Origin of the sequence: Saccharopolyspora galaxeae (assembly GCF_016526145.1) — a bacterium.
Lineage (GTDB): Bacteria > Actinomycetota > Actinomycetes > Mycobacteriales > Pseudonocardiaceae > Saccharopolyspora_C > Saccharopolyspora_C galaxeae.
Genome location: NZ_JADDUE010000004.1, coordinates 249,416 through 274,414, shown reverse-complemented (window position 1 = coordinate 274,414; position 24,999 = coordinate 249,416). Strand labels below are relative to the sequence as shown.

The 24,999-nt window shown below is 70.8% G+C and carries 24 protein-coding genes; 16 read left to right on the top strand and 8 right to left on the bottom strand.

Features of this window, described 5'->3' with window-relative positions:
- Positions 1–342 precede the first annotated feature (342 nt).
- From rpsB to INP57_RS11630, 7 genes are all read left to right on the top strand, one after another.
- Entirely contained in the window at positions 343–1,182 is an 840-nt protein-coding gene (gene rpsB / locus INP57_RS11660) for a 30S ribosomal protein S2 (protein WP_200070163.1), read from the top strand.
- Positions 1,183–1,402: 220 nt separating this feature from the next.
- A complete protein-coding gene (gene tsf / locus INP57_RS11655) occupies positions 1,403–2,218 on the top strand; it encodes a translation elongation factor Ts (protein ID WP_200070162.1) in 816 nt (271 codons plus the stop codon).
- Between the two features lie 188 nt (positions 2,219–2,406).
- Entirely contained in the window at positions 2,407–3,156 is a 750-nt protein-coding gene (pyrH, locus tag INP57_RS11650) for a UMP kinase (protein ID WP_200070161.1), read from the top strand.
- A gap of 90 nt (positions 3,157–3,246) precedes the next feature.
- A complete protein-coding gene (gene frr / locus INP57_RS11645) occupies positions 3,247–3,804 on the top strand; it encodes a ribosome recycling factor (RefSeq protein ID WP_200070160.1) in 558 nt (185 codons plus the stop codon).
- A 170-nt stretch (positions 3,805–3,974) separates the two neighbouring features.
- Complete coding sequence (locus tag INP57_RS11640) at positions 3,975–4,820, top strand: phosphatidate cytidylyltransferase (protein WP_200070159.1); 846 nt, start codon at positions 3,975–3,977, stop codon at positions 4,818–4,820.
- Positions 4,817–5,542 (top strand): class I SAM-dependent methyltransferase, encoded by a 726-nt coding sequence (locus tag INP57_RS11635; protein WP_200070158.1) that lies wholly within the window; start codon positions 4,817–4,819, stop codon positions 5,540–5,542. Before INP57_RS11640 ends, INP57_RS11635 begins: the two co-directional genes overlap by 4 nt.
- Positions 5,543–5,968: 426 nt before the next feature.
- Positions 5,969–6,466, top strand: coding sequence for a hypothetical protein (locus INP57_RS11630; protein ID WP_200070157.1), 498 nt, complete (start codon positions 5,969–5,971; stop codon positions 6,464–6,466).
- A 37-nt stretch (positions 6,467–6,503) separates the two neighbouring features.
- On the opposite strand, the gene INP57_RS11625 is transcribed toward INP57_RS11630, so the two are convergent.
- The 4 genes from INP57_RS11625 to INP57_RS11610 are packed head-to-tail and all read right to left on the bottom strand — an operon-like array spanning position 6,504 to position 9,765.
- Positions 6,504–7,175, bottom strand: coding sequence for a metal-dependent transcriptional regulator (locus INP57_RS11625; protein ID WP_374220942.1), 672 nt, complete (start codon positions 7,173–7,175; stop codon positions 6,504–6,506).
- A gap of 51 nt (positions 7,176–7,226) precedes the next feature.
- A complete protein-coding gene (locus INP57_RS11620; RefSeq protein WP_200070155.1) occupies positions 7,227–8,099 on the bottom strand; it encodes a metal ABC transporter permease in 873 nt (290 codons plus the stop codon).
- Entirely contained in the window at positions 8,096–8,818 is a 723-nt protein-coding gene (locus tag INP57_RS11615) for a metal ABC transporter ATP-binding protein (protein WP_200070154.1), read from the bottom strand. Before INP57_RS11615 ends, INP57_RS11620 begins: the two co-directional genes overlap by 4 nt.
- Entirely contained in the window at positions 8,815–9,765 is a 951-nt protein-coding gene (locus INP57_RS11610; protein WP_295150940.1) for a metal ABC transporter substrate-binding protein, read from the bottom strand. Before INP57_RS11610 ends, INP57_RS11615 begins: the two co-directional genes overlap by 4 nt.
- An 86-nt stretch (positions 9,766–9,851) precedes the next feature.
- Here INP57_RS11610 and rlmN point away from each other — a divergent pair, with 86 nt between their 5' ends.
- Positions 9,852–10,961: a dual-specificity RNA methyltransferase RlmN gene (gene rlmN, locus INP57_RS11605; RefSeq protein ID WP_200070153.1), complete on the top strand. Its 1,110-nt coding sequence runs from the start codon at positions 9,852–9,854 to the stop codon at positions 10,959–10,961.
- Positions 10,962–11,454: 493 nt separating this feature from the next.
- On the opposite strand, the gene INP57_RS11600 is transcribed toward rlmN, so the two are convergent.
- The 3 genes from INP57_RS11600 to INP57_RS11590 all read right to left on the bottom strand — a co-directional run bounded on the left by INP57_RS11600 (position 11,455) and on the right by INP57_RS11590 (position 13,623).
- Positions 11,455–11,943, bottom strand: a complete 489-nt coding sequence (locus tag INP57_RS11600; protein WP_200070152.1) for a beta-class carbonic anhydrase — start codon at positions 11,941–11,943, stop codon at positions 11,455–11,457.
- 215 nt (positions 11,944–12,158) lie between these two features.
- Positions 12,159–13,256: a hypothetical protein gene (locus tag INP57_RS11595; protein WP_200070151.1), complete on the bottom strand. Its 1,098-nt coding sequence runs from the start codon at positions 13,254–13,256 to the stop codon at positions 12,159–12,161.
- A gap of 82 nt (positions 13,257–13,338) precedes the next feature.
- Positions 13,339–13,623 (bottom strand): DUF2631 domain-containing protein, encoded by a 285-nt coding sequence (locus INP57_RS11590; protein WP_200070150.1) that lies wholly within the window; start codon positions 13,621–13,623, stop codon positions 13,339–13,341.
- 388 nt (positions 13,624–14,011) lie between these two features.
- Here INP57_RS11590 and dxr point away from each other — a divergent pair, with 388 nt between their 5' ends.
- The 8 genes from dxr to INP57_RS11550 all read left to right on the top strand — a co-directional run bounded on the left by dxr (position 14,012) and on the right by INP57_RS11550 (position 24,319).
- Positions 14,012–15,328 (top strand): 1-deoxy-D-xylulose-5-phosphate reductoisomerase, encoded by a 1,317-nt coding sequence (gene dxr / locus INP57_RS11585; RefSeq protein WP_374220939.1) that lies wholly within the window; start codon positions 14,012–14,014, stop codon positions 15,326–15,328.
- The gene (locus tag INP57_RS11580; protein ID WP_200070148.1) at positions 15,329–16,612 is read left to right on the top strand and encodes a M50 family metallopeptidase; all 1,284 of its coding nucleotides are present in this window, start codon (positions 15,329–15,331) and stop codon (positions 16,610–16,612) included.
- A gap of 440 nt (positions 16,613–17,052) precedes the next feature.
- Positions 17,053–18,207: a flavodoxin-dependent (E)-4-hydroxy-3-methylbut-2-enyl-diphosphate synthase gene (gene ispG / locus INP57_RS11575; RefSeq protein WP_200070147.1), complete on the top strand. Its 1,155-nt coding sequence runs from the start codon at positions 17,053–17,055 to the stop codon at positions 18,205–18,207.
- Positions 18,208–18,492: 285 nt separating this feature from the next.
- Positions 18,493–19,329 (top strand): GNAT family N-acetyltransferase, encoded by an 837-nt coding sequence (locus tag INP57_RS11570; protein ID WP_200070146.1) that lies wholly within the window; start codon positions 18,493–18,495, stop codon positions 19,327–19,329.
- Positions 19,330–19,516: 187 nt separating this feature from the next.
- A complete protein-coding gene (locus INP57_RS11565) occupies positions 19,517–21,346 on the top strand; it encodes a penicillin-binding transpeptidase domain-containing protein (RefSeq protein ID WP_307850022.1) in 1,830 nt (609 codons plus the stop codon).
- Between the two features lie 255 nt (positions 21,347–21,601).
- Positions 21,602–22,459: a type I methionyl aminopeptidase gene (gene map / locus INP57_RS11560; RefSeq protein WP_200070145.1), complete on the top strand. Its 858-nt coding sequence runs from the start codon at positions 21,602–21,604 to the stop codon at positions 22,457–22,459.
- A complete protein-coding gene (locus INP57_RS11555; protein ID WP_200070144.1) occupies positions 22,456–24,000 on the top strand; it encodes a cobyric acid synthase in 1,545 nt (514 codons plus the stop codon). The genes map and INP57_RS11555 overlap by 4 nt, the downstream gene beginning before the upstream one ends.
- Before the next feature lie 10 nt (positions 24,001–24,010).
- Positions 24,011–24,319: a type II toxin-antitoxin system Phd/YefM family antitoxin gene (locus INP57_RS11550; RefSeq protein WP_200070143.1), complete on the top strand. Its 309-nt coding sequence runs from the start codon at positions 24,011–24,013 to the stop codon at positions 24,317–24,319.
- Here the strand turns inward: INP57_RS11550 and INP57_RS11545 are convergent.
- Entirely contained in the window at positions 24,292–24,984 is a 693-nt protein-coding gene (locus tag INP57_RS11545) for a FadR/GntR family transcriptional regulator (RefSeq protein WP_200070142.1), read from the bottom strand. The genes INP57_RS11550 and INP57_RS11545 overlap by 28 nt on opposite strands.
- Positions 24,985–24,999 lie beyond the last annotated feature (15 nt).

The window sequence follows — 24,999 nt, the reverse complement described above, 5'->3', positions numbered from 1 at the left end:
AATCCGCTACCTCAACGGTGCGGGGTTTGCACGTCGAGTACACTGCAATCGCGGTTTCGTGTGCGCACGATCCGACTTCGCGTGTCCGCGCGTCGACATCGGGCAACCGAAATAACCGTTCTTCCATCGATCACCGCATGTCCGGTACGGCCGGGCGCGGTCGGCGGAGCGGTGCACGGGCCCGATGCGCAGCGGCGACCTCGCGGTCCCGGACCGGCAGAAGCCGGCCCGGGTGGGGAAACCGGTGCGGACACCAGGGCGGCAGGTCACCCGGCCTGCCGCGGCAACCGAATCGCGCGCCGCCCCGGCGGCGCGCCCGACACACGAGGTGCGAACAAGGCCATGGCCGTCGTCACCATGAAGCAGCTGCTCGACAGCGGCGTGCACTTCGGGCACCAGACCCGGCGCTGGAACCCGAAGATGAAGCGCTACATCTTCACCGAGCGCAACGGCATCTACATCATCGACCTGCAGCAGACCCTGTCCTACATCGACGGGGCCTACGACTTCGTCAAGCAGACGGTCGCGCACGGCGGGACGATCCTGTTCGTCGGCACCAAGAAGCAGGCCCAGGAGGCCATCGCCGAGCAGGCCCTGCGGGTCGGCATGCCCTACGTCAACCAGCGTTGGCTGGGCGGGATGCTCACGAACTTCCAGACCGTGCACCGTCGTCTCCAGCGGCTCAAGGAGCTGGAGAACATGGAGCAGACCGGTGGTTTCGAGGGTCGCACCAAGAAGGAGATCTTGATGCTGACCCGCGAGAAGGACAAGCTGGAGAAGACCCTCGGCGGCATCCGCGACATGTCCAAGGTCCCCAGCGCGATCTGGATCGTGGACACCAAGAAGGAGCACATCGCCGTCGGTGAGGCCCGCAAGCTGGGCATCCCGGTGGTCGCGATCCTGGACACCAACTGCGATCCGGACGAGGTCGACTACCCGATCCCGGGCAACGACGACGCGATCCGGTCCGCCGCGCTGCTGACCCGCGTGCTCGCCGACGGTGTCGCGGACGGCCTGATGTCCCGCAGCGGCCGCAGCAACGGCGCGGTCGAGGGCGAGGACAAGCCGCAGCCCGGCGCCGGTGAGGAACCGCTGGCCGAGTGGGAGCAGGAGCTGCTGACCACCGGTTCCAGCGAGGGCGAGAGCACGCCGCAGAGCAACGAGCAGGCCGCTCAGTCCTGATCCGCCCCGCGCCGGTCGCCCGTGCGATCGGGTGATCGGCGCGGGCGCCGAGTTCAACGGCCACACTGGTGGCCGCGGCGGCGCGGGCGAGCCCGCCCGCGCCGCCGCAACGCATCCGCACCGGGGACTCGCGCGCGGCCACGCGAGCGGCGTGCCGCCGCTGCGGCCCCGGACCTCTTCCCGCTGTGCACAACTTCCGAAGAAGGACGGACAACGCACGATGGCGAACTACACTACGGCTGACGTCAAGAAGCTCCGCGACCTGACCGGCGCCGGCATGATGGACTGCAAGAAGGCCCTGGGCGAAGCCGACGGCGACTTCGACAAGGCCGTGGAGGCCCTGCGCATCAAGGGCGCCAAGGACATCGGCAAGCGCGCCGAGCGCTCCGCGGCCGAGGGTCTGGTCGCCGCCGAGGACGGCGTGCTGATCGAGCTCAACAGCGAGACCGACTTCGTCGCCAAGAACGACGAGTTCAAGCAGCTCGCGGGCCGGATCGTGCAGGCAGCCAAGGCCGCGAACTCCTCGGACCTGGAGACGGTCAAGGCCGCGCCGCTGGACGACAAGACCGTCGACCAGACCGTGCAGGACCTCGCCGCGAAGATCGGCGAGAAGCTGCAGCTGAGCAAGGTCGCGATCTTCGACGGCCAGGTCTCCACCTACCTGCACCGCCGCGCCGCGGACCTGCCGCCGCAGGTGGGCGTGCTGGTCGAGTACACCGGTTCCTCCGAGGAGGCCGCCCGCAACGCCGCGATGCAGGTCGCCGCGCTCCGGGCGAGCTACCTGACCCGGGACGAGGTCCCGGAGGACGTGGTGGCCAACGAGCGCCGCATCGCCGAGGAGACCGCCCGCGCCGAGAACAAGCCGGAGCAGGCCCTCCCCAAGATCATCGAGGGTCGGCTCAACGGGTTCTTCAAGGAGAACGTGCTGCTCGACCAGCCTTCGGTGCAGGACAACAAGAAGACCGTCAAGGACCTGCTGGACGAGGCGGGCGTGACCGTGACCCGGTTCGCGCGCTTCGAGGTCGGCCAGTCCTGAGCCCTGCAGGCTCGGTGATCCGTCTCCGGCGTGGTCCCGCCGACCTCGCCGCCGGCGCCCGCAGCGCCGGCGGCGAGCGCGGCGACGTTGTACGCCCCGTCTCCGCCGCACCGGCGGGCGGGGCGTTCGCGCAGGGCGCGCGATGCCCGGCGCGCACCGTGGAATAACAGCCTCTCGGGAGGAACCCAGTGACCGACGACGGCCTGTCGTACGACGGCTATGGGCGTGTGCTGCTCAAACTGGGCGGTGAAATGTTCGGCGGTGGCGCGGTCGGCGTCGACCCGGACGTGGTGGGCACCGTCGCGCGGCAGATCGCCGAGGTCGTGGCCGGCGGCATCGAGGTCGCCGTCGTCATCGGCGGCGGCAACTTCTTCCGCGGCGCTGAGCTGCAGCAGCGCGGCATGGAACGCGCCCGCGGCGACTACATGTCCATGCTCGGCACTGTGATGAACTGCCTGGCGCTGCAGGACTTCCTGGAACGCGAGCACGAGATCGACACCCGCGTGATGTCGGCGATCACGATGGGCCAGGTCGCCGAGCCCTACATCCCGCGCCGCGCGATCCGGCACATGGAGAAGGGCCGCGTGGTCATCTTCGGCGCAGGCACCGGGATGCCGTACTTCTCCACCGACACCGCCGCGGCGCAGCGTGCGCTGGAGATCGGCTGCGAGGTGGTGCTCATGGCCAAGGGGGTGGACGGTGTCTACACTGCTGACCCCAAGACCAACCCGGCCGCTGAGCGGTTCGAGAGCATCAGCCACCGCGAGGTTCTTGAGCGAGGGCTCAAGGTCGCCGACGCGACCGCGTTCAGCCTGTGCATGGACAACCAGATGCCCATCCTGGTCTTCAACCTCCTGCAGGAGGGCAACATCGCCCGCGCGGTGCGTGGTGCGAAGATCGGAACCCTGGTCAGCACCCCGGCCGCAGCGCCCGTGTGAGCGTGCTGGGATCCTGATCGGGCCGTCTGCGGCACCGGAGCGCCGCGCGGCGAGCAGCGCACATCGGCCGGCACACCTTAAGGAGCAGCCGTGATCGACGAGACTCTTCTCGAAGGCGAGGAGAAGATGCAGAAGGCGGTGCAGGTGGCCAAGGACGACCTTGCCACGGTTCGCACCGGCCGTGCCAACCCCGCCATGTTCTCCGGCATCGTCGTCGACTACTACGGTTCGCCGACTCCGTTGAACCAACTGGCCAGCATCAACGTGCCGGAGGCGCGGCTGGTCGTGATCAAGCCGTACGACGCCAGCCAGCTGGGCGCGATGGAGAAGGCCATCCGCGACTCCGACCTGAGCGTCAACCCGAGCAACGACGGCCAGCTCATCCGGATCGCGATCCCGCAGATGACCGAGGAGCGCCGCAAGGAGATGGCCAAGCTCGCCAAGCAGAAGGGCGAGGAGGGCCGGATCAGCGTGCGCAGCATCCGGCGCAAGGCCAAGGAGGAGCTCGACCGGATCGTCAAGGACGGCGAGGCCGGTGAGGACGAGGGCACGCGCGGCGAGAAGGAGCTGGAGAACCTCACGCACCGCTACACGGCCCAGATCGACGAGCTGGTCAAGCACAAGGAAGCCGAGCTCCTCGAAGTTTGAGAGGCTGTCTTGCAACTGTGGTTCGCGGCTGCCGGGCCGCCTTCGCCGGTGGCGCCCGCGTGGCCGGGTGGCCGCCGCCCGCTCCCGGTGGCCGCGTGGTCCCGCGCCTTCGGCGCGCCGGCCGTTGGCGGGCCGTGGTGACGACCAGCCGGCGCGAAGGTGAGTCGTGGATGTCCGCTGCCGCACCGGACCCGCCCTCGCGTCCTTCCCGGGCTGGCCGGGACCTGCGCGCGGCGATCGCGGTGGGCGTGGTGCTCGGCGCCGCGATCATCGTGTCGCTGCTGATGTTGCGGCAGTTGTTCATCGGCATCGTCGCGGTGGCCGCGGCGGTGTCGACCGTGGAGCTGGCGGGCGCGTTGCGCCGCGGCGCAGGCATCCGGGTTTCGCTGCTGCCGGTGCTGGCCGGTGGCCAGCTGATGGTGTGGTTGTCCTGGCCGTTCGGCCTGCGCGGTTTGCTGGTCGGTTTCGCGATCACCACGCTGGCTTGCCTGGCGTGGCGGTTCCGGCTGGGCGTGGACGGTTATCTGCGCGACGTGTCGGCTTCGGTGCTCACCGCTGCTTATGTGCCGATGTTCGCGGCGTTCGCGGCGATGCTCGCGGTGCCGGAGGACGGGGCGTTCCGCGCGTTGTGCTTCATGATCGGCGTGGTCGCTTCGGACACCGGCGGCTACGCGGCCGGGGTGCTGCTGGGCAAGCACCCGATGGCTCCCTCGATCAGCCCGAAGAAGTCCTGGGAGGGTTTCGCGGGCTCGATGCTGACCGGCACCGTCGCGGGCGGGCTGTCGGTCTCGCTGATGCTGGGCGGGCATTGGTGGCAGGGCGTGTTGTTCGGCGCCGCGCTGGTGTGCAGCGCAACGCTGGGCGACCTGATGGAGTCGGTGATCAAGCGCGATCTGGGGATCAAGGACATGGGCAACCTGCTGCCCGGTCACGGGGGCTTGATGGATCGGATGGATTCGCTGCTCCCGTCGGCGGTGGTGGCCTGGATGGTGCTGTTCTGGCTGCTGCCGCAATGAATTCGCCGCCCGCGCCGAAGATCACCCCGAGTCCGAACATCTGGCGCTGGCCGGACCTCTACGAGCTGGAGAACCGGGCGCAGGACTCGACCGGCGCGCTGTGGGAGGCGCTGCGCGGGCACTGCGATTGGGCGGGCCGCGACGTGGTGGACATCGGTTGCGGCGACGGTTTCCACCTCGAGGTGTTCGGCGCTTCGGCCCGTTCGGTGGTCGGCGTCGAACCGCATCCGCCGCTGGCGCGGCGGGCGCGAGAACGGGTCGCGGGACGCGCGGGGGTGGACGTGCGGCAGGCCCCGGCGCAGCGGCTGCCGTTGGCGGACGCGGGCGCGGACCTGGTGCACGCCAGGACGGCATACTTCTTCGGCCCCGGCTGCGAGCCCGGATTGGCGGAGGCTGAGCGGGTGCTGCGTCCCGGCGGCACGCTCGCGATCATCGATTTGGACGCGGCCTGCCCGCCGTACGGCGACTGGATGCGCGCCGACGCGCCGCACTACGACCCGGTCGCGGTGGAGTCGTTCTTCCAGCGGCGCGGTTTCGACAGCGTCGGGGTGCGCAGCGAATGGCGGTTCGACGCGCGGGCCGAGCTGGAGGCGGTGCTGGGCATCGAGTTCTCGCCGAAGGTCGCGCGGCGTGCGGCGCGCCAGGTCACCGGGTGCGCGTTCGAGGTCGGTTACCGACTGCGGGTCCGGCGTCGGCCGGTGGGGCTGCTCCGCAGCCGCTGAGCCGGTTCCGCGCCGCTTGATCACTCAGAGTGAGACGGTTTCCTGTCCGGTTCGGAACTGCAGCCGACCGGCCGATCAAGGCCGGATCCCGGCCGGTGAGCCGTTACGTTTCAGTGCTTCTTCCGCAACGCGAACGCCCCCGAATGCCGCCTTGCTTCGGGCGCGCGCTGCGTGATCGACTTGGATGGATCACGGAGTGTGCCCGCGTGCGGCCGGTGCCGACACCTCGGCGGTGCTGCGCAGCGCGGGCGTTGTTGTGCGCCGCGGCGGTGCGGTGCCACCGCTGCGGCGGGCGCACCCAGCGCTCGGCGCGGAGGCGGACACCCGGCGCTTCGGACGAACTGAAACCGAGCGCTCAGCGCGACGTTGAAACCGAGCGCTCAGCGCGGCACGGGCACCGAGCGACTTGCGCGAAGGAGGGAACGCATGGCCTTTCACGCGGGCAAACCGGTGACCGCGGGGTTGAGCCAGGTCGCGCAGATGGACCGCAAGGAACGTTCCCGCCTGGTGCGCGAGTTGTCCCGCCAGCACCCGGCGTTCCGCTCGCTGCTGCGGCAGGTCGCGTTGACCAGGGCGACGGCGTTCGCCTCCGGCCTGGTGCTGGCGGTCGCGGTGGTCCTGCTGGTGCAGGAGGTCTCCGTGGTCTGGGTGTCGGTGCTGGTGTTCGGCGGCCTGATCGGGTTCGCCTACGTCGCGGTGGTGCTCACGGATCACCGCTTCGATCTGCTGCTGGCGGTGCTCGGCGCGCATCGCACCGATGAGCTGCACGGGGTGCTGCTCGCCGAGCAGCTCTACGGCGCGGAGCCCGCAGATTCCCAGCAAGCCGCAGGTTCCCAGCAAGCTGCCGATACCGAGGAGACCGCCGAACCGGACACGGCCGAGGAACCGGTGTCCACTTCGGACGAGCAGCGCCGGGCTTGCTGAACCGCTTCCGGGTCGGCCGTTCGCGGACTCGCCGAGCTCAGGTGCGGATGGACAGCGTGGCGGCGATCTCGCTGCCGAGGAAGTGCGTCTCCGCCTCCGGCGGTTCTCCGATCCGCACCACCAGCGGGCCGCCGAACGGTTTGCGCTCCACGACCTCGATGCGCGCACCGAGGGTCATGCCGTGGTCGGTCAGGTAGCGCAGCAGCTCCGAATCGGTGTCCCAGACCCGCGCGATGGTGCCGACGGTGCCCGGCTCGACTTGGTCCAGCAGCCGGGTCGCGGGTTTCTCCACGTCTCCGTCGGCGGTGGGGATCGGGTCGCCGTGCGGGTCGTGCGTGGGGTGGCCGAGCTTCGCGGCGATGTGCGCGACGAGGTCGTCGGAGACGGCGTGCTCCAGCGCGTCGGCTTCGGTGTGCACCTCGTCCCAGGTGTAGTCCAGCTCCTCCACCAGGAACAGTTCGATCAGCCGGTGCCTGCGCAGCACGTCGTAGGCCAGTCGGCGGCCGTCCGGAGTGAGCTCGACGCTGCGGTACCGGATGTGCGTGACCAGTCCGAGCTGGGCCAGCTTGGTGATCATCCCGGAGACCGAGGACGGGCTCAGGCCCAGCCGCTGGGTCAGCGTCGCGTTGGTCACCGCGACCCCGCGTTCGCTGAGCCCGTAGATCGCCCGGACGTAGTCCTCGACGGACGGCGACGGGCGCTCGGCCATGCTTGTCATGGTTTCCACGATAGGAGACCTCCACCGCCCCGGGTGAGTGGACTATTCGGCCACGACCGGCGCTGCCCGCCTGCGCCGGCGCACCGCTTCCCACAGCAACCCTTGCGCGGGTGCGAACAGGTAGGTGAGCAGGAACAGCGCCGCCTGGCAGACCACGATCATCCCTCCGGTGGAGGTGTCCAGGTGGAAGCTGAGGTAGGTGCCCGCGATCCCGCTGAACACCGCCAGCCCCGATGCGGTGCCCAGCATCGCCGGGAACCGGCGGGTGAGCAGGAACGCCGTCGCTCCCGGCGTGATCAGCATCGCGGTGACCAGGATGACCCCGACGGCTTGCAACGCCACGACCACGGTCAGCGCGAGCATGGTCAGCAGCACGGCCCCGATGCGCTTCGGATTGAGCCCGATGGCGTGCGCATGCGTGGGGTCGAAGGCGTAGAGCGTGATGTCGCGCCGCATGATGACCGCCACCAGCAGCGTGATCGCGCTGATCACCAGCACTTGCAGGATGTCCGAGTCGGTCACGCCGAGGACGTTGCCGAACAGGATGTGGTTGAGGTCGACCTGGCTGGGGATGCGCGAGATCAGCACGATGCCCAGCGCGAACAGCCCGGTGAACACCACGCCGATCGCCGCGTCGCCCTTGAGCCGGGTCGTGTTGCGCACCGCGCCGATCAGCGCGACCGCGAGCCCGCCGAACAGGAACGCGCCCACCGAGAACGGCAGCGCCAGCACGTAGGCGAGCACGACACCGGGCAGCACGGCGTGCGAGACGGCGTCGCCCAGCAGCGACCAGCCGATCAGCGTCACCCAGCAGGACAGCACCGAGCACACCAGCGCGGCGACCACGCTGACCAGCAGCGCTCGTTGCATGAAGCCGAACTGCAGCGGTTCGGCCAGCCAGATCAGCACGTTCATCGGGTTCCTTCCGGGACGCCGAAGGTGCGGGCCAGGGTCTCCGGCGCGAGCACCTCGGCGACCGGGCCGTGCGCGAGGACGCGCTGGTGCAGCAGCACCGCCTCGTCGCACAGCGCGGGCGCCGCGGCGAGGTCGTGGGTGGAGATCATGATCGTCCGGCCGTCGTCGCGCAGTCCGCGCAGCAGCTCGCTGAGCACCGCCTCGGAACCCTTGTCGACACCCGCGAACGGTTCGTCGAGCAGCAGCAGCTGCGCCTCCTGCGCGATGCCGCGCGCCACGAAGGCCCGTTTGCGCTGGCCGCCCGACAACGCGCCGATCGGGTTGCGGGCCAGTTCGGTCAGCCCCACGCGGGCGAGCGCGGCGGCCACCGCCGTGCGGTCGGCGGACTTCGGTCGCCGCATCGGCCCGAGCCGCCCGTAGCGGCCCATCATCACCACGTCGGCGACGGTGACCGGGAACGTCCAATCCACCGCCTCGGACTGCGGCACGTAGGCGACCAGGCTCCGCGCGCGGGCGCGTCTCGGTTCCATGCCGAGCAGCCCGATCTCGCCGCGGTCCGGGCGGACCAGCCCCATCAGGGACTTGAACAGGGTGGACTTGCCGGAACCGTTGACCCCGAGCAGCCCGCAGACCTTGCCCGCACCGACCTCGACGGTGACGTCGTCGAGGGCCAGGGTGTCCCGGTAGCGCACGGTCACGTGCTGGGCGTGGACGCTCATCGAGCACCTCCGGAGAGCCCGCCGACGATGGTTTCCGCGTCGTGGCGCAGCAGGTCGAGGTAGGTGGGCACCGGCCCGCCGGGTTCGGACAGCGAGTCCACGTAGAGCGTGCCGCCCATCCGCGCGCCGGTCTCGGCCGCCACCTGCTGCTGGGCCTTGTCGTTCACGGTGGATTCGCAGAACACCGCGGGGACGCGCTGGTCGCGCACCAGCCGGGTGGTGTTCTTGATCTGCTGCGGGGTGCCTTCGGAGTCGCTGTTGACCGGCCAGAGGTAGTCCTCCCGCAGTCCGACGTCCCTGGCCAGGTACGAGAAGGCGCCTTCGCAGGTCACCAGCGCGCGTTGCTGCTCGGGCAGCTTGCCGAGCTCGGTGCGCAGGTACTGCTCGATCTCGTCGATGCGCCGGGTGTAGTCCGCGGCGTTGCGCCGGAACGTCTCCGCGTGCGCCGGTTCGATGCGGGTGAGCGCGTCCCGGATGTTCGCGACGTAGCTCTTGGCGTTGCGCGGGGACATCCAGGCGTGCGGGTTGGGCGCGCCCTGCTGTCCGGCCGCGCGGATCGGGATCGGCTCGACGCCGCGGCTGAGCGTCACGTGCCTGGCCTCGCTGCGCTGCACGAACTGCTGGAACCAGCTCTCCAGGCCGAGCCCGTTGTCCAGCACCACATCGGCCCTGGCCGCGCTGAGCATGTCGCTCGGAGTCGGCTCGTAGCCGTGCACCTCGGCCCCGGGCTTGATGATCGATTCGACCGGCAGCACCCCGCCGGAAACGGCGCGGGTCATGTCCGCGAGCACGGTGAACGTGGTGACCACGGTGCGCCGTCCGTCGTCGGGCAGGCGCAGGCCGGTGCCGCAGCCGGTCAACAGCGGTGCTGCGGCCAGCAGGGCGATGAGCGCGGCCGCACCGCGCCGGCCGCGTTTTCGCCAGATCGGCAGTCTGAGTTTCGGCACACCGAAACATTACGCCCGCGAAGCCGCGCTGACCAGTGGACTCGGTCTCCGGCCCCGGATTCCGCCGTGGGAGAATGGTGAGCGCTATGTCGACTTCACTCCCGCTGGTCTTCGACGCGCCGAAGCGCGGTATGCCACCTCGCCACCTCGCCGACATGTCGGCCGAGGAACGTCGCACCGCCGTGGGCGAGGCGGGGGAGAAGCCGTTCCGGGCGCGGCAGCTCGCGAACCACTACTTCGGCAGGCTCAACGCCGACGTCGAGTCGATGACCGACATCCCCGCGGCCAGCCGGGCCAAGCTCGGCGCGGACCTGCTGCCCACGCTGCTGAGCCAGGTCCGAACCGTGGACACCGACGAGGGCACCACCCGCAAGACGCTCTGGCGCGCGCACGACGGCACGCTGATCGAAAGCGTGCTGATGCGCTATCCCGAGCGGGCGACGGTGTGCATCTCCAGCCAGGCGGGCTGCGGCATGGCCTGCCCGTTCTGCGCCACCGGGCAGGGCGGTCTGCAGCGCAACCTGTCCACGGCCGAGATCGTCGACCAGGTCCGCACCGCCGCGGCGATGCTGCGCGACGGCGAGGTTCCGGGCGGCCCGGGCCGGTTGTCGAACGTGGTGTTCATGGGCATGGGCGAGCCGCTGGCGAACTACAAGCGCGTGCTCGACGCGGTGCACCGGATCTGCGACGACGCGCCGGATGGACTGGGGCTGTCGCAGCGTTCGGTCACCGTCTCCACGGTGGGCCTCGCCCCGGCGATCCGGAAGATGACCGCGGAGAACCTGCACGTCACGCTCGCGGTCTCGCTGCACACTCCGGACGACGAGCTGCGCGACACGCTGGTGCCGGTGAACAACCGCTGGCCGGTGGCCGAGGTGCTGGAGGCCGCGCGCGGCTACGCCGACAACACCGGGCGCCGGGTCTCGATCGAGTACGCGCTGATCCGGGACATGAACGACCAGGGCTGGCGCGCGGACCTGCTCGGCAAGCTGCTGCACCGGCACCTCGGGCAGTTCGCGCACGTCAACCTGATCCCGCTGAACCCGACTCCGGGCAGCAAGTGGGACGCGAGCCCGAAACCGGTGGAGCGCGAGTTCGTCCGCCGCGTCCGGGCGGCCGGAGTGCCGTGCACCGTCCGCGACACCCGCGGGCAGGAGATCTCCGCGGCCTGCGGGCAGTTGGCCGCGGAGGGCTGAGCGCCCACCGGGCGACGAGGGTTCCCGAGCGCACGGACCAGGCGCGCTGCGACCCGGGATCGGCCGAGCGCGGCGCGAGCAACGGCCGGGTGGCCGCGGCTTCATCACTACGGATGATCCGGTCCGCTCCGGGCAACGGATCACGAGCTGATCACGAAGCGTCGGCGGTTGCTCCGGCGGGTCCGCCCGGCATTTCGCCATTGCGTTTCTGACCTGCGTGTTTCGCCGGAATCGAAGGCGCTCGCCTGGCTCGTCCGCATGATCGCGGAGCGGTTCGCCGAGCCCCGTGCAAGGGGTGTCCATCGGTCGGGTTGGGACTCTGGAAAACCGTCCAGCGCGAGATCACCCTGGTGATCGCGGCCCTCGCGGAACTCCCACGAAACCCCCGCCCGGGCCGGCCCGATGCCGACACCCCCGACCGGTGTCGGGTCCGCGCCGGCCGGACAGCGCCCCTTCCCCTCGCACCGCGCTGCCCGGCCGGCTCCGGGCGGTCTCAGCTCACCTCGCCCAGCCGCCCGTCTGCCACGTCGAACACGAAGCCCCGCACGGAATCCTTCTTCGGAATGAACGGGCTGGTCAGGATGCGCTGCACGGATTGCCGCAGATCGGTTTCGAGGTCGCCGAACGACTCCGGTGACCAGTCCGGTTCGACGCCCACGTCCTGCTGGATCGCGGCGGTGAACTCGTCGTCGGTGAAGGTCAGCATCCCGCAGTCGGTGTGGTGGATCAGGATGATCTCCTCGGTGCCGAGCAGCCGCTGGCTGATCGCCAGCGAGCGGATCTCGTCGGCGGTGACCACGCCGCCCGCGTTGCGGATGACGTGCGCTTCGCCTTCGGCGAGCCCGAGCGCGCGGTAGACGTCCAGTCGCGCGTCCATGCACGCCAGCACGGCCACCTTCTTGGCAGGGGGCAGCGGCAGCGGACCGGAGAACCCGGCGGCGTAGGACTCGTTGTTCTTGAGCAGTTCGTCGGTGACCGACATGGTGTCCCTCCTGTTCATGCTTCCCGCCGGGGCGGGCTGGATCACGTTCGGAGGCGGCCGCGCACGACAAGCGCGGCCCAAGGACACGCCTGGTCGAAAAGGGACATGCGCCGCGACGGCCAGAACGGGTCGAGCGGCACGTGGTTCATGCGCACACGTCTATTGGTCGACCGCGGGTGAGCGCAAGGGGACACCACGTGACGGGATGATCGCGGTCAGCCGGGGCGAGCCGGGACGATCTCGCCCGCGGTGCCCAGCTGGGCCGGTGCCTCCGGTGGCCAGATGACGCGGCCGCCCGGCAGACCCGGTGCTGCGGCCGCCCACGGCACCGTGATCTCGCCGCGCGTCACGGCCTCGTGCAACCTGATCAGCACGCACAGCTCGTAGGCGACCCGCTCGATGCGGCCGCGCTCATCCACCAGCACCTCGCGCCAGCCGTGCGGGACGACGCCGCGCACCGGAATCTTCTGATCGGCGGAGTAGTAGCGGTCGTCGCCCCAAACCTGCGTGCCGCCGCCGAGCAGCTCTCCCAGCGCGGCCAGCAGGGGCCAGCAGCGGTCATCGGAGCAGCGGAACTCCAGTGCGCGCAGCAGCGGCTCGACCACCTGCCGGTAATCCGAGGAGTAGGAGGTGTGCAGCGCCGTGCGCGAGTTCCGGGCGCCTGCGCTCGCATCCGCCTCGCGCAGCAGGTCGCGCAGTCCGGGACCGATCGACGAGAAGCGCTCCGACCGCCCGTGCGCGGTCGAATCCACGAGCCGCAGCAAGACGCGCTCGCGGGACTCGGCACTTGTCCGGTGCAGCCGCGCGAGCGCGCGGGAATGCAGCTGTTCGATCATCGCCAGCAGCACGAGCAGCAGCTCCTGGGCGAGTTCCGCCTGCCTGCACCAGCACAGCGCGGCCAGCAGCGACAACCGCGCGGCGGCGGGTTCGAGGTGCAGGCCGGTCAGCGCCCGATGCCGCCAGCAATCGATCGTGGCGTCCGGCACGCCGTCGAACATTTCGTCCGGAAGCTCCAGCGCACGCAGCCGGTCGAGCCGTTCGACATCGCCGAACAGCGCGTTGAGCTGCTCCAGCCGCGGCGCGCCGTCCGATTCTCCGAGGAATCCCAGCGGCAGTTGCAGCGCGCGAAGCGCACTGAGGCGGTCGAGTTCGTGGCAGAGCCCGCGTGGATCGACGCCCACCGGTGCGGCCAGCAGCGCGGGCGGCACCCGGTTCCGCGCGCGGGAACCGATCAGCCCGGCCAAGTTCTCCGCGGCCGGACCCAGTTGCTCCCGCACCCGCCGGTGCAGTTGTGCCTCCGGTATATCCCCCACGGGCCGAAAGCTAGTACTTGCCCGAGCTACCCGATCGGGCGACCACCTGCGGAGACGTCCGGGAGGTGCCGCGGAGGGCGGGTCAGCGGCGCCAGGCGGTGCGCTTCCGGCGCAGGTCGAACAGCAGCCCGACCGCGACTCCCGCCGCCAGCACGATCAGCCAGATGTCCTCGGTCTTGAACCCGCTGCCGCCGCTGAGGATGCCCTGGTGGTTGCCGTGCAGCATGATCAGCAGCGCGAACACGGTGAACCAGCCCGCGACCTGGGTGGCCTTCGGAAAGCCGCCGTGCCAGCCCCACTCGGCCGACGGCTCGTCCGCCGGATCGACGTCCTGGCCGGGCTTGGTCTCGAGTTCCGTGCTCGCCACGTGGCCCTCCTGCGTCCCAACCGGCCACGAGGTCGGTTGCGCCTGCACCTGCACGCGACCCCTGGTCACGCGCGTTCATCTTCGCACACCGGGGCGAACGGCCGGGCGGCGCGGTGGCGGGAATCGCATCCGGGTCCGCGGAGGTCGGCGAAGGCTCGCCGCGGCTGACCCGAGCCCGGAAACAGCACTGCGGAACGGGAGCGAACCCGTTCCGCAGCGCCCTGGGAGTGGACCGGGGCGCAGCGCCCCAATCGGTCGGCGGCACGACGTCGCCGCACGACGTTCAGCCCGGTCATCGGCCGGACGACCGGGACTGACCCCCGCGATCCTGCCGCCGCGCGTGGCGTCGCGCACCGCGAGCGTCCGGCGCTCACCTGCTTCGGGGACAATGGCGGCGATGAACACCGCGACCCCCACTCCTGGCGAGCCGGCCAGCGCCCGCGGCGGCGCACCCGGCGGTCCGGCGGCAACGAGCGTGTCGGCGACGAACGAGCAGGGGGCGGGAGAGCCGCGCACCGTGCTCATCCTGGGCTCGACCGGCTCGATCGGCACCCAGGCGCTGGAGGTGATCCGGAACGATCCCGGCCGGTTCCGCGTAGCCGGCCTGGCCGCCGGCGGCAGCGACCCGGGCGCACTGGCCGCGCAAGCCCTGGAATTCGGGGTCGAAGCGGTCGCGGTTGGCAAGGGGACCGCGGCGGAGGACGTGCAGCTCGCGCTCTACGCCGAGGCGCAGCGGCTCGGCTACTCGACCGGCGAGTTCAAGCTGCCGCGGCTGCTGGCGGGCCCGGAGGCCGCCACCGAGATCGTGCGCAGCACCCCGGCCGACGTGGTGCTCAACGCGGTGGACGGGTCGCGGGGACTGGGCCCGACGCTGGCCGCGCTGGAGTCCGGCGCGAAGCTGGCACTGGCGAACAAGGAATCGCTGGTCGCGGGCGGCGCGCTGGTGCTGGCCGCGGCCGCGCCCGGGCAGATCGTGCCGGTGGACTCCGAGCACTCCGCGCTCGCGCAATGCCTGGTGGGCGGCCGGGGCCACGAGGTCGACAAGCTGGTGCTGACCGCCTCCGGCGGCCCGTTCCGCGGGAGCACCAAGGAAGACCTGGAGGGCGTCACGCTGCAGCAGGCGCTGGCGCACCCGACCTGGAACATGGGCGACGTCGTCACGATCAACTCGGCGACGCTGATGAACAAGGGCCTGGAACTGATCGAGGCGCACCTGCTGTTCGGCGTCGACTACGAGCGGATCGACGTGGTGGTGCACCCGCAGTCGATCGTGCACTCGATGGTGACGTTCGTGGACGGTTCCACGCTGGCGCAGGCCAGCCCGCCGAACATGCGGCTGCCGATCGCGCTGGGCCTGGACTGGCCGCGGCGGATCGCCGGGGCCGCGCCCGCGCTGTCGTTCACCGAAGCCTCCGCGTGGACGTTCGAGCCGCTGGACGACGATGTCTTCCCCGCGGTGTCGCTGGCCAGGCACGCGGGCAGCACCGGCGGTTGCCTGCCCGCCGTCTACAACGCGGCCAACGAGGAAGCGCTGGCCGCGTTCGTCCGAGGTGACACCGGTTTCACGTCCATCGTGCAGACTGTCGAGCGGACGCTGGCCGCCGCCGACGACTGGCACGACGCGCCGCGCAGCGTCGAAGAGGTCTTCGCAGCCGAGGAGTGGGCGCGGATGAAGTCTCGCGAGCTGGTCGCGGAGGTGCGGTAAATGCTGATCGTCGTTGGCATCGTGATCTTCTTCTTCGGGCTGCTGCTGTCCATCGCTTGGCACGAGCTCGGGCACCTGCTCACCGCGAAGATGTTCGGCATCAAGGTCACGCAGTACATGGTCGGCTTCGGCCGGACCGTGTTCTCCCGCAAGCGCGGGGACACCGAGTACGGGGTGAAGCTGATCCCGCTGGGCGGCTACATCCGGATGATCGGCATGTTCCCGCCGAAGCGGGACGAGGAGTACGGGCGCACCGCATCGTCCTCGCCGTGGCGCGCGATGATCGAGGACGCCCGCGAGGCAGATGCCGAAGAGGTCCCGCCGCAGGACGCGCACCGGCAGATGTACCAGCGCAAGCCGTGGAAGCGGATCATCGTGATGGTCGCCGGGCCGTTCATGAACCTGATCCTCGCGGTGGCCCTCTTCGCCGGGATCCTGATGGGCTACGGCACTCCGCAGCCGACGACCACCGTAAACACGGTCAGCGAGTGCGTGGTGGCCGCGGACACCAAGGACACCGGCAGCTGCCCGCCAGGCGCTCCGCCGTCTCCGGCCGCTGCCGCCGGGTTCCAGCAGGGCGACAAGATCGTCGAGTTCAACGGCCGCCGCTACGACTCGTGGAACCAGTTGCAGCTCGCGATCCGCGAGTCCTCCGGCACCGTCCCGGTGGTCGTGGAGCGCGGCGGGCAAGAGGTGCCGTTGCAGGCGAACCTCATCCAGGACGAGCGGCCGTCGCTGCAGGACCCGGACGAGACCGAGCGGGTCGGGTTCCTCGGGCTCTCACCCACGCAGGTCTACGTGCGCCAGGACGTCGGCGGGGTGGCGCGCACCATCGGCGGGTTCGTGACCCTCACCGCGCAGAAGGTCGTGGAGCTGCCGCAGCGCGTTCCCGGCCTGGTCAGCGCGATCGGCGGCGAGGAGCGGTCGAAGGATTCCCCGGTGGGCATCGTGGGCGCGAGCAGGCTCGGCGGCGAGGTGCTGTCGATGGACCAGGCCCCGGTGGGCGCCCGGCTGATCATCCTGCTGCAGCTGCTGGCCGCGGTGAACCTCTCGCTGTTCGTGATGAACATGCTGCCGGTGCTGCCGCTGGACGGCGGGCACATCGCGGGTGCGCTGTGGGAGTCGATCCGGCGCGGGTTGGCGAAGCTGGTTCGCAAGCCCGACCCGGGTCCGTTCGACACGGCGCGGCTGATGCCGCTGGCCTACGGCGTGACGCTGGTGTTCATCGCCTACTCGTTGCTGGTGCTGGTCGCCGACGTGGTCAATCCGGTCACGTTCCTCTAGGGAAGTAAAGGGTGTGCGTAGTGGGTCACGCCTGAGAACCCGCCGGTGGTCCGGCTGAGTCCTGGGGCACCGCAAGTGGCTGGCGCCGCTTATGAAGCAGCCCATGGTGCGGTCGGCACTGTTCACGCGCCGGACAACGGCGGGTGAACAGCGCGTCTCCGCAGGCGGGCGGGCCACTGACGGAGCAATGTCGATCACTGCCGGTGATCAAATCAGTGCCGAACCTTGCCCAGCCGGGTGAGAGACGATCGGTATCGTGGGAGCGGGACGGCTCCGCCGTCACCGGCCGGCCGGGAGCATCGTGGCCCCGGCGGACAGCCGGTCCCGGCGCAGTCGCCGGCACCGGCAGGCGCAGCCCATCGGTGGCTACCGGCCCCGCGAAACCGGCCCGTGAGGGCGGAACCAGTCAGCGCACCCGTCGCAGAGGTGGAGAGGAATCGATGACCGTCGACCTGGGAATGCCCGGCGCTCCGGACCCGGTGCTGGCCGAACGGCGCAAGACCCGCCAGTTGCAGGTCGGCGCGGTCGGGGTGGGCAGTGAGCACCCCATCTCCGTGCAGAGCATGACCACCACCAACACCACCGACATCAACGGCACGCTGCAGCAGATCGCCGAGCTCACCGCCTCGGGCTGCGACATCGTCCGGGTGGCCTGCCCCAGCGCCGACGACGCCGAAGCGCTGCCCGCGATCGCGCAGAAGTCCAAGATCCCGGTCATCGCCGACATCCACTTCCAGCCCAAGTACGTTTTCGCCGCGATCGAGGCGGGCTGCGCGGGCGTGCGGGTCAACCCTGGCAACATCCGCAAGTTCGACGACCAGGTCAAGGAGATCGCGCACGCCGCGAAGGACCACGGCACGCCGATCCGGATCGGGGTCAACGCGGGCTCGCTGGACCCGCGGCTGATGAAGAAGTACGGCAAGGCGGTGCCCGAGGCGCTGGCCGAGTCGGCGCTGTGGGAGGCGAGCCTGTTCGCCGAGCACGACTTCAACGACATCAAGATCTCGGTCAAGCACAACGACCCGGTCGTGATGGTGCGCGCCTACGAGATCCTCGCCGAGCAGTGCGACTACCCGCTGCACCTGGGTGTGACCGAGGCCGGTCCGGCGTTCCAGGGCACCGTGAAGTCCGCGGTGGCCTTCGGCGCGCTGCTGCGCCAGGGCATCGGCGACACCATCCGGGTCTCGCTGTCCGCGCCGCCGGTCGAGGAGGTCAAGGTCGGCGCGCAGATCCTGCAGTCGATGAACCTGCGCCCGCGCAAGCTGGAGATCGTCTCCTGCCCGTCCTGCGGCCGCGCCCAGGTCGACGTCTACAAGCTCGCCGACGAGGTCACCGCGGGCCTGGAAGGCATGGAGGTGCCGCTGCGGGTGGCCGTGATGGGCTGCGTCGTCAACGGGCCGGGCGAGGCCAGGGAAGCCGATCTCGGGGTGGCCTCCGGCAACGGCAAGGGCCAGATCTTCGTCAAGGGCGAGGTCATCAAGACCGTGCCGGAGGCCAAGATCGTGGAGACGTTGATCGAAGAGGCGCAGCGCATCGCCGAGGACATGGAGGAGACTCCGGAAGGCGAAGGCGACCCGGTCGTCACCGTCGGTTGATCGCGCGGCTGCGCGGACATCGCCCGCGGACATTGCCGCACGGCCCCGCCGAGGTGCATTGCTCGGCGGGGCCGTTCCGTTGCGCTGGTTTTTGAACCGGTCGCTGGAGCAAATCGCCGTCGCGGTGACGCCGATCGATCGAACGTGGGTGGCGACACGGACGGTGGCGACTGCTGCGCGTGCAGTCGGCCGCACCTGCGCCGGTCGGCTGATCCACGTTCGGATTGCGCTGCGCACACCGGGTAGGGGAGCCGGGACGCGGGGTCTTCTGGCACTCTTTTAGCCGTGCTCAAGCTCGTCGGTGCCCGCCTGTTGGAGGACCGGGACGCGGCCAGTGTCCACACGGCGCTGGCGCGGGACCCGGTCGCGGCCTGCATGGTCGCTTCCCGCGTGGAAGCCGCCGGGCTGCGGCCGAGCCGGCTGGGCGGTGAGGTCTGGGGCTACGGCAGCGGGCTGGACGGGCTGTGCTTCTCCGGGGTCAACCTCATCCCGCTGGCCGGCGGCCCGGAGGCGATGCGCGCGTTCGCCGATCGGGTACTGCGGCGCCGCCGGGTGTGCTCGTCGCTGGTCGGCCCGTCCGAGCAGGTGCTGGCGCTGTGGGACGAGCTCGCCGGGCAGTGGGGCCCCGCGCGCGAGGTGCGTGAGCAGCAGCCGCTGATGGTGCTGTCCGGCCCGCCGCTGGTGCGACCGGATCCGCTGGTCCGGCAGGTGCGCCCGGAGGAGCTGGACCGGTACCTGCCCGCGGCGGTGGCGATGTTCACCGAGGAGGTCGGCGTCGACCCCTCCCGCGACGGCGGCGCCGCGGGCTACCGGGCGCGCGTTGCGGAGCTGATCGCCGCCGGTCGCGCGTTCGCCCGGTTCGACGGCGGTGAGGTCGTGTTCAAGGCCGAGATCGGGGCGATGTCCCGCTCGGTCGGGCAGATCCAGGGCGTGTGGGTGCATCCGGACCGGCGCAGTTCGGGGCTCGGCACCGCGGGAACGGCGGCCATCGCGGACCGCCTCGTGCGCGGTCTGGGGCGCACCGCGAGCCTGTACGTGAACGGCTTCAACATCTCCGCGAGGGTGGCCTACGGCAAGGTGGGTTTCCACCAACTGGGCACGTTCAGCACGGTGCTGTTCTGAATCCTTTCTTCCGCGGGAGACCCCGCACCAAGGCGTACCGGCGGGTGCTGTGCTGCGCCGTTCGGCCCAGGCGAAGCGGGAGTGCCCGGCGACGATCGGCTCAACGCCTGCGGCCGGTGCCGGGACCGGATGATCTGACGGTGGGTGGGCGCCCGGAACGGTCGTACCCCTTCGGCATACTTCCCACGTGATTTCCTCCCGGATCTTCTACCCGCGGACCTCGCGAGCCGTGACCGCACTGGCCGGGCTGGCGCTGGCGGTGCCCCTCGCGGGCTGCGGCGCGTTCGACTCCGGCCCGTCCGCCCATGACGTCGCCACGTCGTTCCTCGGATCGCTCTCGGCCGGGGACGCCGCGGCCGCCGCGGGGCGCACCGACGCGCCGGGACAGGCGCAGCAGACGCTTGAACGCTCGTGGACCAACTTGCACCCGCAGGGCGTGCGGACCGAGGTGCGCAACGTGAGCGAAGGCGAGGGCCCGAACCCCGCCTCGGTCAAGTTCTACGCGACCTGGGACCTCGGCGGCGGCCGGGTTTTCGAGTACGAGGGCCACATGCGCCTCGCCGACACCGACCAGGGCTACAAGGTGCACTGGGAGCCGTCGGTGCTGCACCCCAAGCTCGGGCCGGGCCAGGCGCTGACGCTCAACGAGCAGCCGCCGCAGCCCGAGCCGGTGCTCGACCGCGACGGCAAGCCGTTGATGACCCCGGAGCAGATCGTCAACGTCAACCTGGACCCGCAGGCGGCCGGGGACCTGCCCGGCGTGGCCGCGCAGCTCGCGGACGGCATCAAGCCGGTGGAGCCGGAGATCTCCCAGCAGTCCATCTTGGACGGTGCCGCGAAGACCAAGCCCGGGCAGCCGTACTCGGTGATCTCGTTGCGGCAGGCCGACTACGAACGGGTGCGCCCGGCGATCTACGACCTGCCCGGGGTGCAGTTCCCGGCCAAGCAGCAGCTGGTGACCCCGGAACGCGGCTATGCCTCGCAGGTGCTCTCCGGTGTGTCCAAGCAGGCCGACGAGCAGGTCAAGGCGGGCACCGGTTGGAGCGTGGCGACCGCGAACGCGGACGGCGCCCCCGCCCAGGTGCTCCAGGAGCAAGCGCCGAAACCGGTCGCGCAGGTGAGCACCACGCTCAGCGATCAGGTGCAGCGGGCCGCCGAGCAGGCGGTGCAGCCGGTGCCGCAGGCCGCGATGGTCGTGGCGATGCGGCCGTCCAACGGCGACGTGCTGGCGGTGGCGCAGAACGACCCGGCCGACGCGCAGGGTTCGCTCGCGCTGACCGGCCAGTTCCCGCCCGGCTCCACGTTCAAGATCGCCACCGCGGCGGCCGGGCTGGAAACCGGCAAGGTGACCAAGGACCAGCCGGTGGACTGCCCGGCGAGCAAGGTCTTCGACGGCCGCACGGTGCCGAACGACAAGAACTTCGCGCTCGGCATGGTGCCGCTGCACACCGCCTTCGCCAAGTCCTGCAACACCACGTTCGCGCAGCTGGCCGTGGACATGCCCGCGCAGACGCTGACGAACACGGCCCAGCAGCTCGGCGTCGGCGTGGACTTCGTGATGCCGGGTGCCACCACGATCACCGGGCAGGCTCCGCCCGGGCAGAACATCACCGGCCGCGCGTCCAACGGTTTCGGGCAGGGGCAGGTGCTGACCAGCCCGTTCGGCATGGCGCTGGCCTCGGCCAGCGTGGCGAACGGTTCGATGCCCACGCCGAAGCTGATCCAGGGCGAGCAGACCAAGGCCGATTCGACTCCGCAGCCGCTGTCGCCGCAGACGGTGGAGCAGCTGCGGCCGATGATGCGCGAGGTCGTCACCGACGGGACGGCCAAGGGCGTCGCAGGTGCCGGTGAGGTGTTCGGCAAGACCGGCACGGCGCAGTTCGGCGACGGCACGCACTCGCACGGCTGGTTCGTCGGCTACCGCGGCGACATGGCCTTCGCGGTGCTGCTGACCGACGCGGGCTCCTCCACCCCCGCGGTGGACGTCGCGAACAACTTCCTGACCAACACCCCTTGATCCGCTAGCACTTCCCCAGGAGTGAACGGACCGTTCGCCCCAATAGCCTGGTCGAACGGTCCGTTCACGCAGTGCTCCTGCCGGGAGTGAACGGCCTGTTCGTCCCACTAGATTGGTCGAACGGTCCGTTCGCTCAGTGCTCCGTTCGCTTGGGAGAGCGCCAGGGGTGCCCGGCGCTGCCCGGGCGAACGGTCCGTTCACCCGGTGCGCCCCCGGCCGCCACCGGGCCGTGACCGCACGTTCTAGAGTGAGGACATGCCGGTACGAGCCCCGTTGCAGCCAGGAGTGCAGACCCCCCGTCGGCCGGTGCCGGCGTCGATCCAGCGCCCCGAGTACGTCGACAAACCCGCTCCGCAGCGCAACACCGACCCGGACGTGCAGCCGCCCGAGGTCATCGCCGCGATGCGGGAGTCCTGCAAGCTCGCCGCGCAGGCGCTCGAAGAGGCGGGCAAGGCCGTGCAGCCGGGCGCGACCACCGACCAGGTGGACGAGGCGGTGCACCGGTTCTTCGTCGACCACGGCGCCTACCCGTCCACGCTGGGCTACCGCGGTTTCCCGAAGTCCTGCTGCACCTCGCTGAACGAGGTGATCTGCCACGGCATCCCGGACTCGACGGTGATCGAGGACGGCGACATCGTGAACGTCGACGTCACCGGCTACATCGGCGGCGTGCACGGCGACACCAACGCCACCTTCCTGGCAGGCGACGTCTCCGAGGAGGCGAAGCTGCTGGTCGAGCGCACCCACGAGGCCACGATGCGCGGCATCCGCGCGGCCAAGCCGGGGCGCCAGCTCAACGTCATCGGCCGGGTCATCGAGTCCTACGCGAAGCGCTTCGGCTACGGCGTGGTGCGCGACTTCACCGGGCACGGCATCGGGCGCGCGTTCCACAGCGGCCTGGTGGTGCTGCACTACGACGAGCCGTCGGTGCAGACCGTGCTGGAACCGGGCATGACGTTCACCATCGAGCCGATGATCACCCTCGGCACCCACGAGTACGACATGTGGGACGACGAGTGGACGGTGACCACCCGGGACAAGAGCTGGACCGCCCAGTTCGAGCACACCATCCTGATCACCGAGGACGGCAACGAGATCCTCACCCTGCCGTGAGCGGGCTGCTGGTCGCCGGGACCACCTCGGACGCGGGCAAGAGCGTCGTGGTCGCCGGGATCTGCCGGTGGCTGGCCCGCGCCGGGGCCCGGGTGGCGCCGTTCAAGGCGCAGAACATGTCGAACAACTCGGTGGTGTGCCCGGACGGCGGCGAGATCGGCCGGGCGCAGGCCGTGCAGTCCGCGGCCTGCGGGCTGGAGCCGTCGGTGCGCTACAACCCGGTGCTGCTCAAGCCGGGCGGCGACCGGAGTTCGCAGGTCGTGGTGCTGGGCCGGGCGGACGGTTCGGTGACCGCGCTGTCCTACCGGCAGCGCAAGGCCGCGCTGCTGGAAACCGTGGCGGCGACGCTGGAGCAGCTGCGCGGCGAGTACGACCACGTCATCTGCGAAGGCGCCGGCTCGCCCGCGGAGATCAACCTGCGGGCCACCGACATCGCGAACATGGGCTTGGCCCGGGCTGCGGAACTACCGGTGCTGGTGGTCGGCGACATCGATCGCGGCGGGGTGTTCGCCTCGCTCTACGGCACCTTGGCGCTGCTGGACGCCGCCGATCAAGCGCTGGTCAGCGGGTTCGTGATCAACAAGTTCCGGGGCGATCCGGCGCTGCTGGAACCCGGTCTGGAACAGGTGCGGGCGCTGACCGGCCGTCCGGTGCAGGGCGTGCTGCCGTGGGCCGAGGAGTTGTGGCTGGACGCGGAGGATTCGCTGTCCTACGTGGCCGACGGTGTCGTCGGCAGGCCGCAGCCGCCGCGCGGTGACCAGTGGCTGCGGGTCGCGGTGCCGAAGCTGCCGCGCATCTCCAACGCCACCGACATCGAGGCGCTGGCCGCGGAGCCGGGGGTGGCCGTCCGGTTCGTCACCGAGCCTTCGCGGCTCACCGACGCGGATCTGGTCGTGCTGCCCGGGTCGAAGGCGACCGTCGAGGACCTGGCTTGGCTGCACCGCACCGGCCTGGCCGACGCGGTGCTCGCGCACGCGCGGGCGGGACTGCCGGTCTTCGGCATCTGCGGCGGTTTCCAGATGCTGTCGCGGCGCATCGTCGACGAGGTCGAATCCGGTGGGGGAGTAGTCGACGGCCTCGGCCTGCTGGACCTGGAGATCGAGTTCGCGCCGGAGAAGACGCTGCGGCGGCCCGCGGGCACCGCGTTCGGCGAACCCGTTTCCGGCTACGAGATCCACCACGGCCTGCCGGTGCGCAGGGGCGAGGCGCTGGAACCGCTGTTGACCTCGGACGACGGTGTTCCGGAGGGCGCGTTGGCCGGGTCGGTCGGCGGCACGCACTGGCACGGGCTGTTCGAGAACGACGAGTTCCGCCGCCGGTTCCTCGCGTTCGCGGCCGAGCGGTCCGGCCGGGACGGGTTCGCCGTCGCCGCGGGCACCTCGTTCGCCGCGCTGCGCGAAGCCCAGCTCGACCTGCTCGGCGATCTGGTCGAGCGGCACCTGGACACCGGTGCGCTGCGCAAGCTGCTCGACGGCGGTGCGCCCGCCGGGATGCCGGTGATCGGACCGAATGCGGTGCCGGGAGGATCTCCACGGGCGTAGCGTCTGCGTCATGAGCACCCGATTCTCCGCGGAGGAAGCGCAGGCGCGGCTGCCCGAGCTGCTCGACCGGGCCGAGTCCGGCGAGGAGATCGTGATCACCCGGTTCGGTGCCCCGTCGGCGGTGCTGCGACGTGCCGACTCCGCGGACGGCGCGGCGAGTTCCGGCGTGCTGCGCTCGGGAAGCTACGGCGTGCTGGGCGCGGCGTGGGCGGCGCCCGTCGGTGGTGAAGCGGCCGGCGAGGTCTTCGACGTGGGCACCGACTACGGGCAGCCCGATTGGGGGCAGCTGGACTACGGGGACGCCGGCTGCTCCGGCTGAGCGCCGATCTCCGCCAGCAGTTCTTCCAGGAACCCGCAAGCCTCGCCCGCGGCCCGCTCCGGTTCGCCCGCGCGCACCGCGTCGAGCAGCGCGGTGTGCGACACGGGCGGCGGCTGCGCCGGGTCGTGCGTGGTCGCCACGCTGGACTGCACCGCCTCGCTGACCCCGTCGTAGAGCCCGATCAGCACCGGGTTGTGCGAGGCGGCCACCATCCGCAGGTGGAACCGGGTGTCGGCGGCGCTGAAGTGTTCGCGGTCCCGGCCTGCCGCGGCCTCGTCGCGGGCGGCCAGCAGGGTTTCCAGCTCCGCGAGGTCCTCGTCGGTGCGGGCGGTGGCGGCCAGCCGGGCGGCTTCCACTTCCAGCGCGCGGCGCACTTCCAGGATCTGGCGCAGTTCCGAGCCGTACAGCCTGCGCACCGCGCCGGAGAGCTCGTTGGTGGCCCGGACGAACGTGCCGTCGCCCTGCCGGACCTCGAGCAGTCCCGCGTGCGCGAGCGCGCGCACCGCCTCGCGGACGGTGTTGCGGCCGACGCCGAGCGCGGTGACCAGTTCGGCCTCGGTGGGGATGCGCCGGCCGAGCGGCCACTCGCCGGAGCTGACCAGTTCGCGCATCTGCGCGATGACCTGGTCGACCAACCCGGTTCGCTGGGTGTTGACCAGAGGCAAGGGGACATCCTTTCG

Excerpts from the sequence above, each read along its gene's own strand:
- rpsB (WP_200070163.1), top strand. The coding sequence starts at position 343 with ATGGCCGTCGTCACCATGAAGCAGCTGCTCGACAGCGGCGTGCACTTC.
- tsf (WP_200070162.1), top strand. The coding sequence starts at position 1,403 with ATGGCGAACTACACTACGGCTGACGTCAAGAAGCTCCGCGACCTGACC.
- INP57_RS11640 (WP_200070159.1), top strand. The coding sequence starts at position 3,975 with ATGTCCGCTGCCGCACCGGACCCGCCCTCGCGTCCTTCCCGGGCTGGC.
- INP57_RS11635 (WP_200070158.1), top strand. The coding sequence starts at position 4,817 with ATGAATTCGCCGCCCGCGCCGAAGATCACCCCGAGTCCGAACATCTGG.
- INP57_RS11630 (WP_200070157.1), top strand. The coding sequence starts at position 5,969 with ATGGCCTTTCACGCGGGCAAACCGGTGACCGCGGGGTTGAGCCAGGTC.
- INP57_RS11625 (WP_374220942.1), bottom strand. The coding sequence starts at position 7,175 with ATGGCCGAGCGCCCGTCGCCGTCCGTCGAGGACTACGTCCGGGCGATC.
- INP57_RS11620 (WP_200070155.1), bottom strand. The coding sequence starts at position 8,099 with ATGAACGTGCTGATCTGGCTGGCCGAACCGCTGCAGTTCGGCTTCATG.
- INP57_RS11615 (WP_200070154.1), bottom strand. The coding sequence starts at position 8,818 with ATGAGCGTCCACGCCCAGCACGTGACCGTGCGCTACCGGGACACCCTG.
- rlmN (WP_200070153.1), top strand. The coding sequence starts at position 9,852 with ATGTCGACTTCACTCCCGCTGGTCTTCGACGCGCCGAAGCGCGGTATG.
- INP57_RS11600 (WP_200070152.1), bottom strand. The coding sequence starts at position 11,943 with ATGTCGGTCACCGACGAACTGCTCAAGAACAACGAGTCCTACGCCGCC.
- dxr (WP_374220939.1), top strand. The coding sequence starts at position 14,012 with ATGGCGGCGATGAACACCGCGACCCCCACTCCTGGCGAGCCGGCCAGC.
- INP57_RS11580 (WP_200070148.1), top strand. The coding sequence starts at position 15,329 with ATGCTGATCGTCGTTGGCATCGTGATCTTCTTCTTCGGGCTGCTGCTG.
- ispG (WP_200070147.1), top strand. The coding sequence starts at position 17,053 with ATGACCGTCGACCTGGGAATGCCCGGCGCTCCGGACCCGGTGCTGGCC.
- map (WP_200070145.1), top strand. The coding sequence starts at position 21,602 with ATGCCGGTACGAGCCCCGTTGCAGCCAGGAGTGCAGACCCCCCGTCGG.
- INP57_RS11550 (WP_200070143.1), top strand. The coding sequence starts at position 24,011 with ATGAGCACCCGATTCTCCGCGGAGGAAGCGCAGGCGCGGCTGCCCGAG.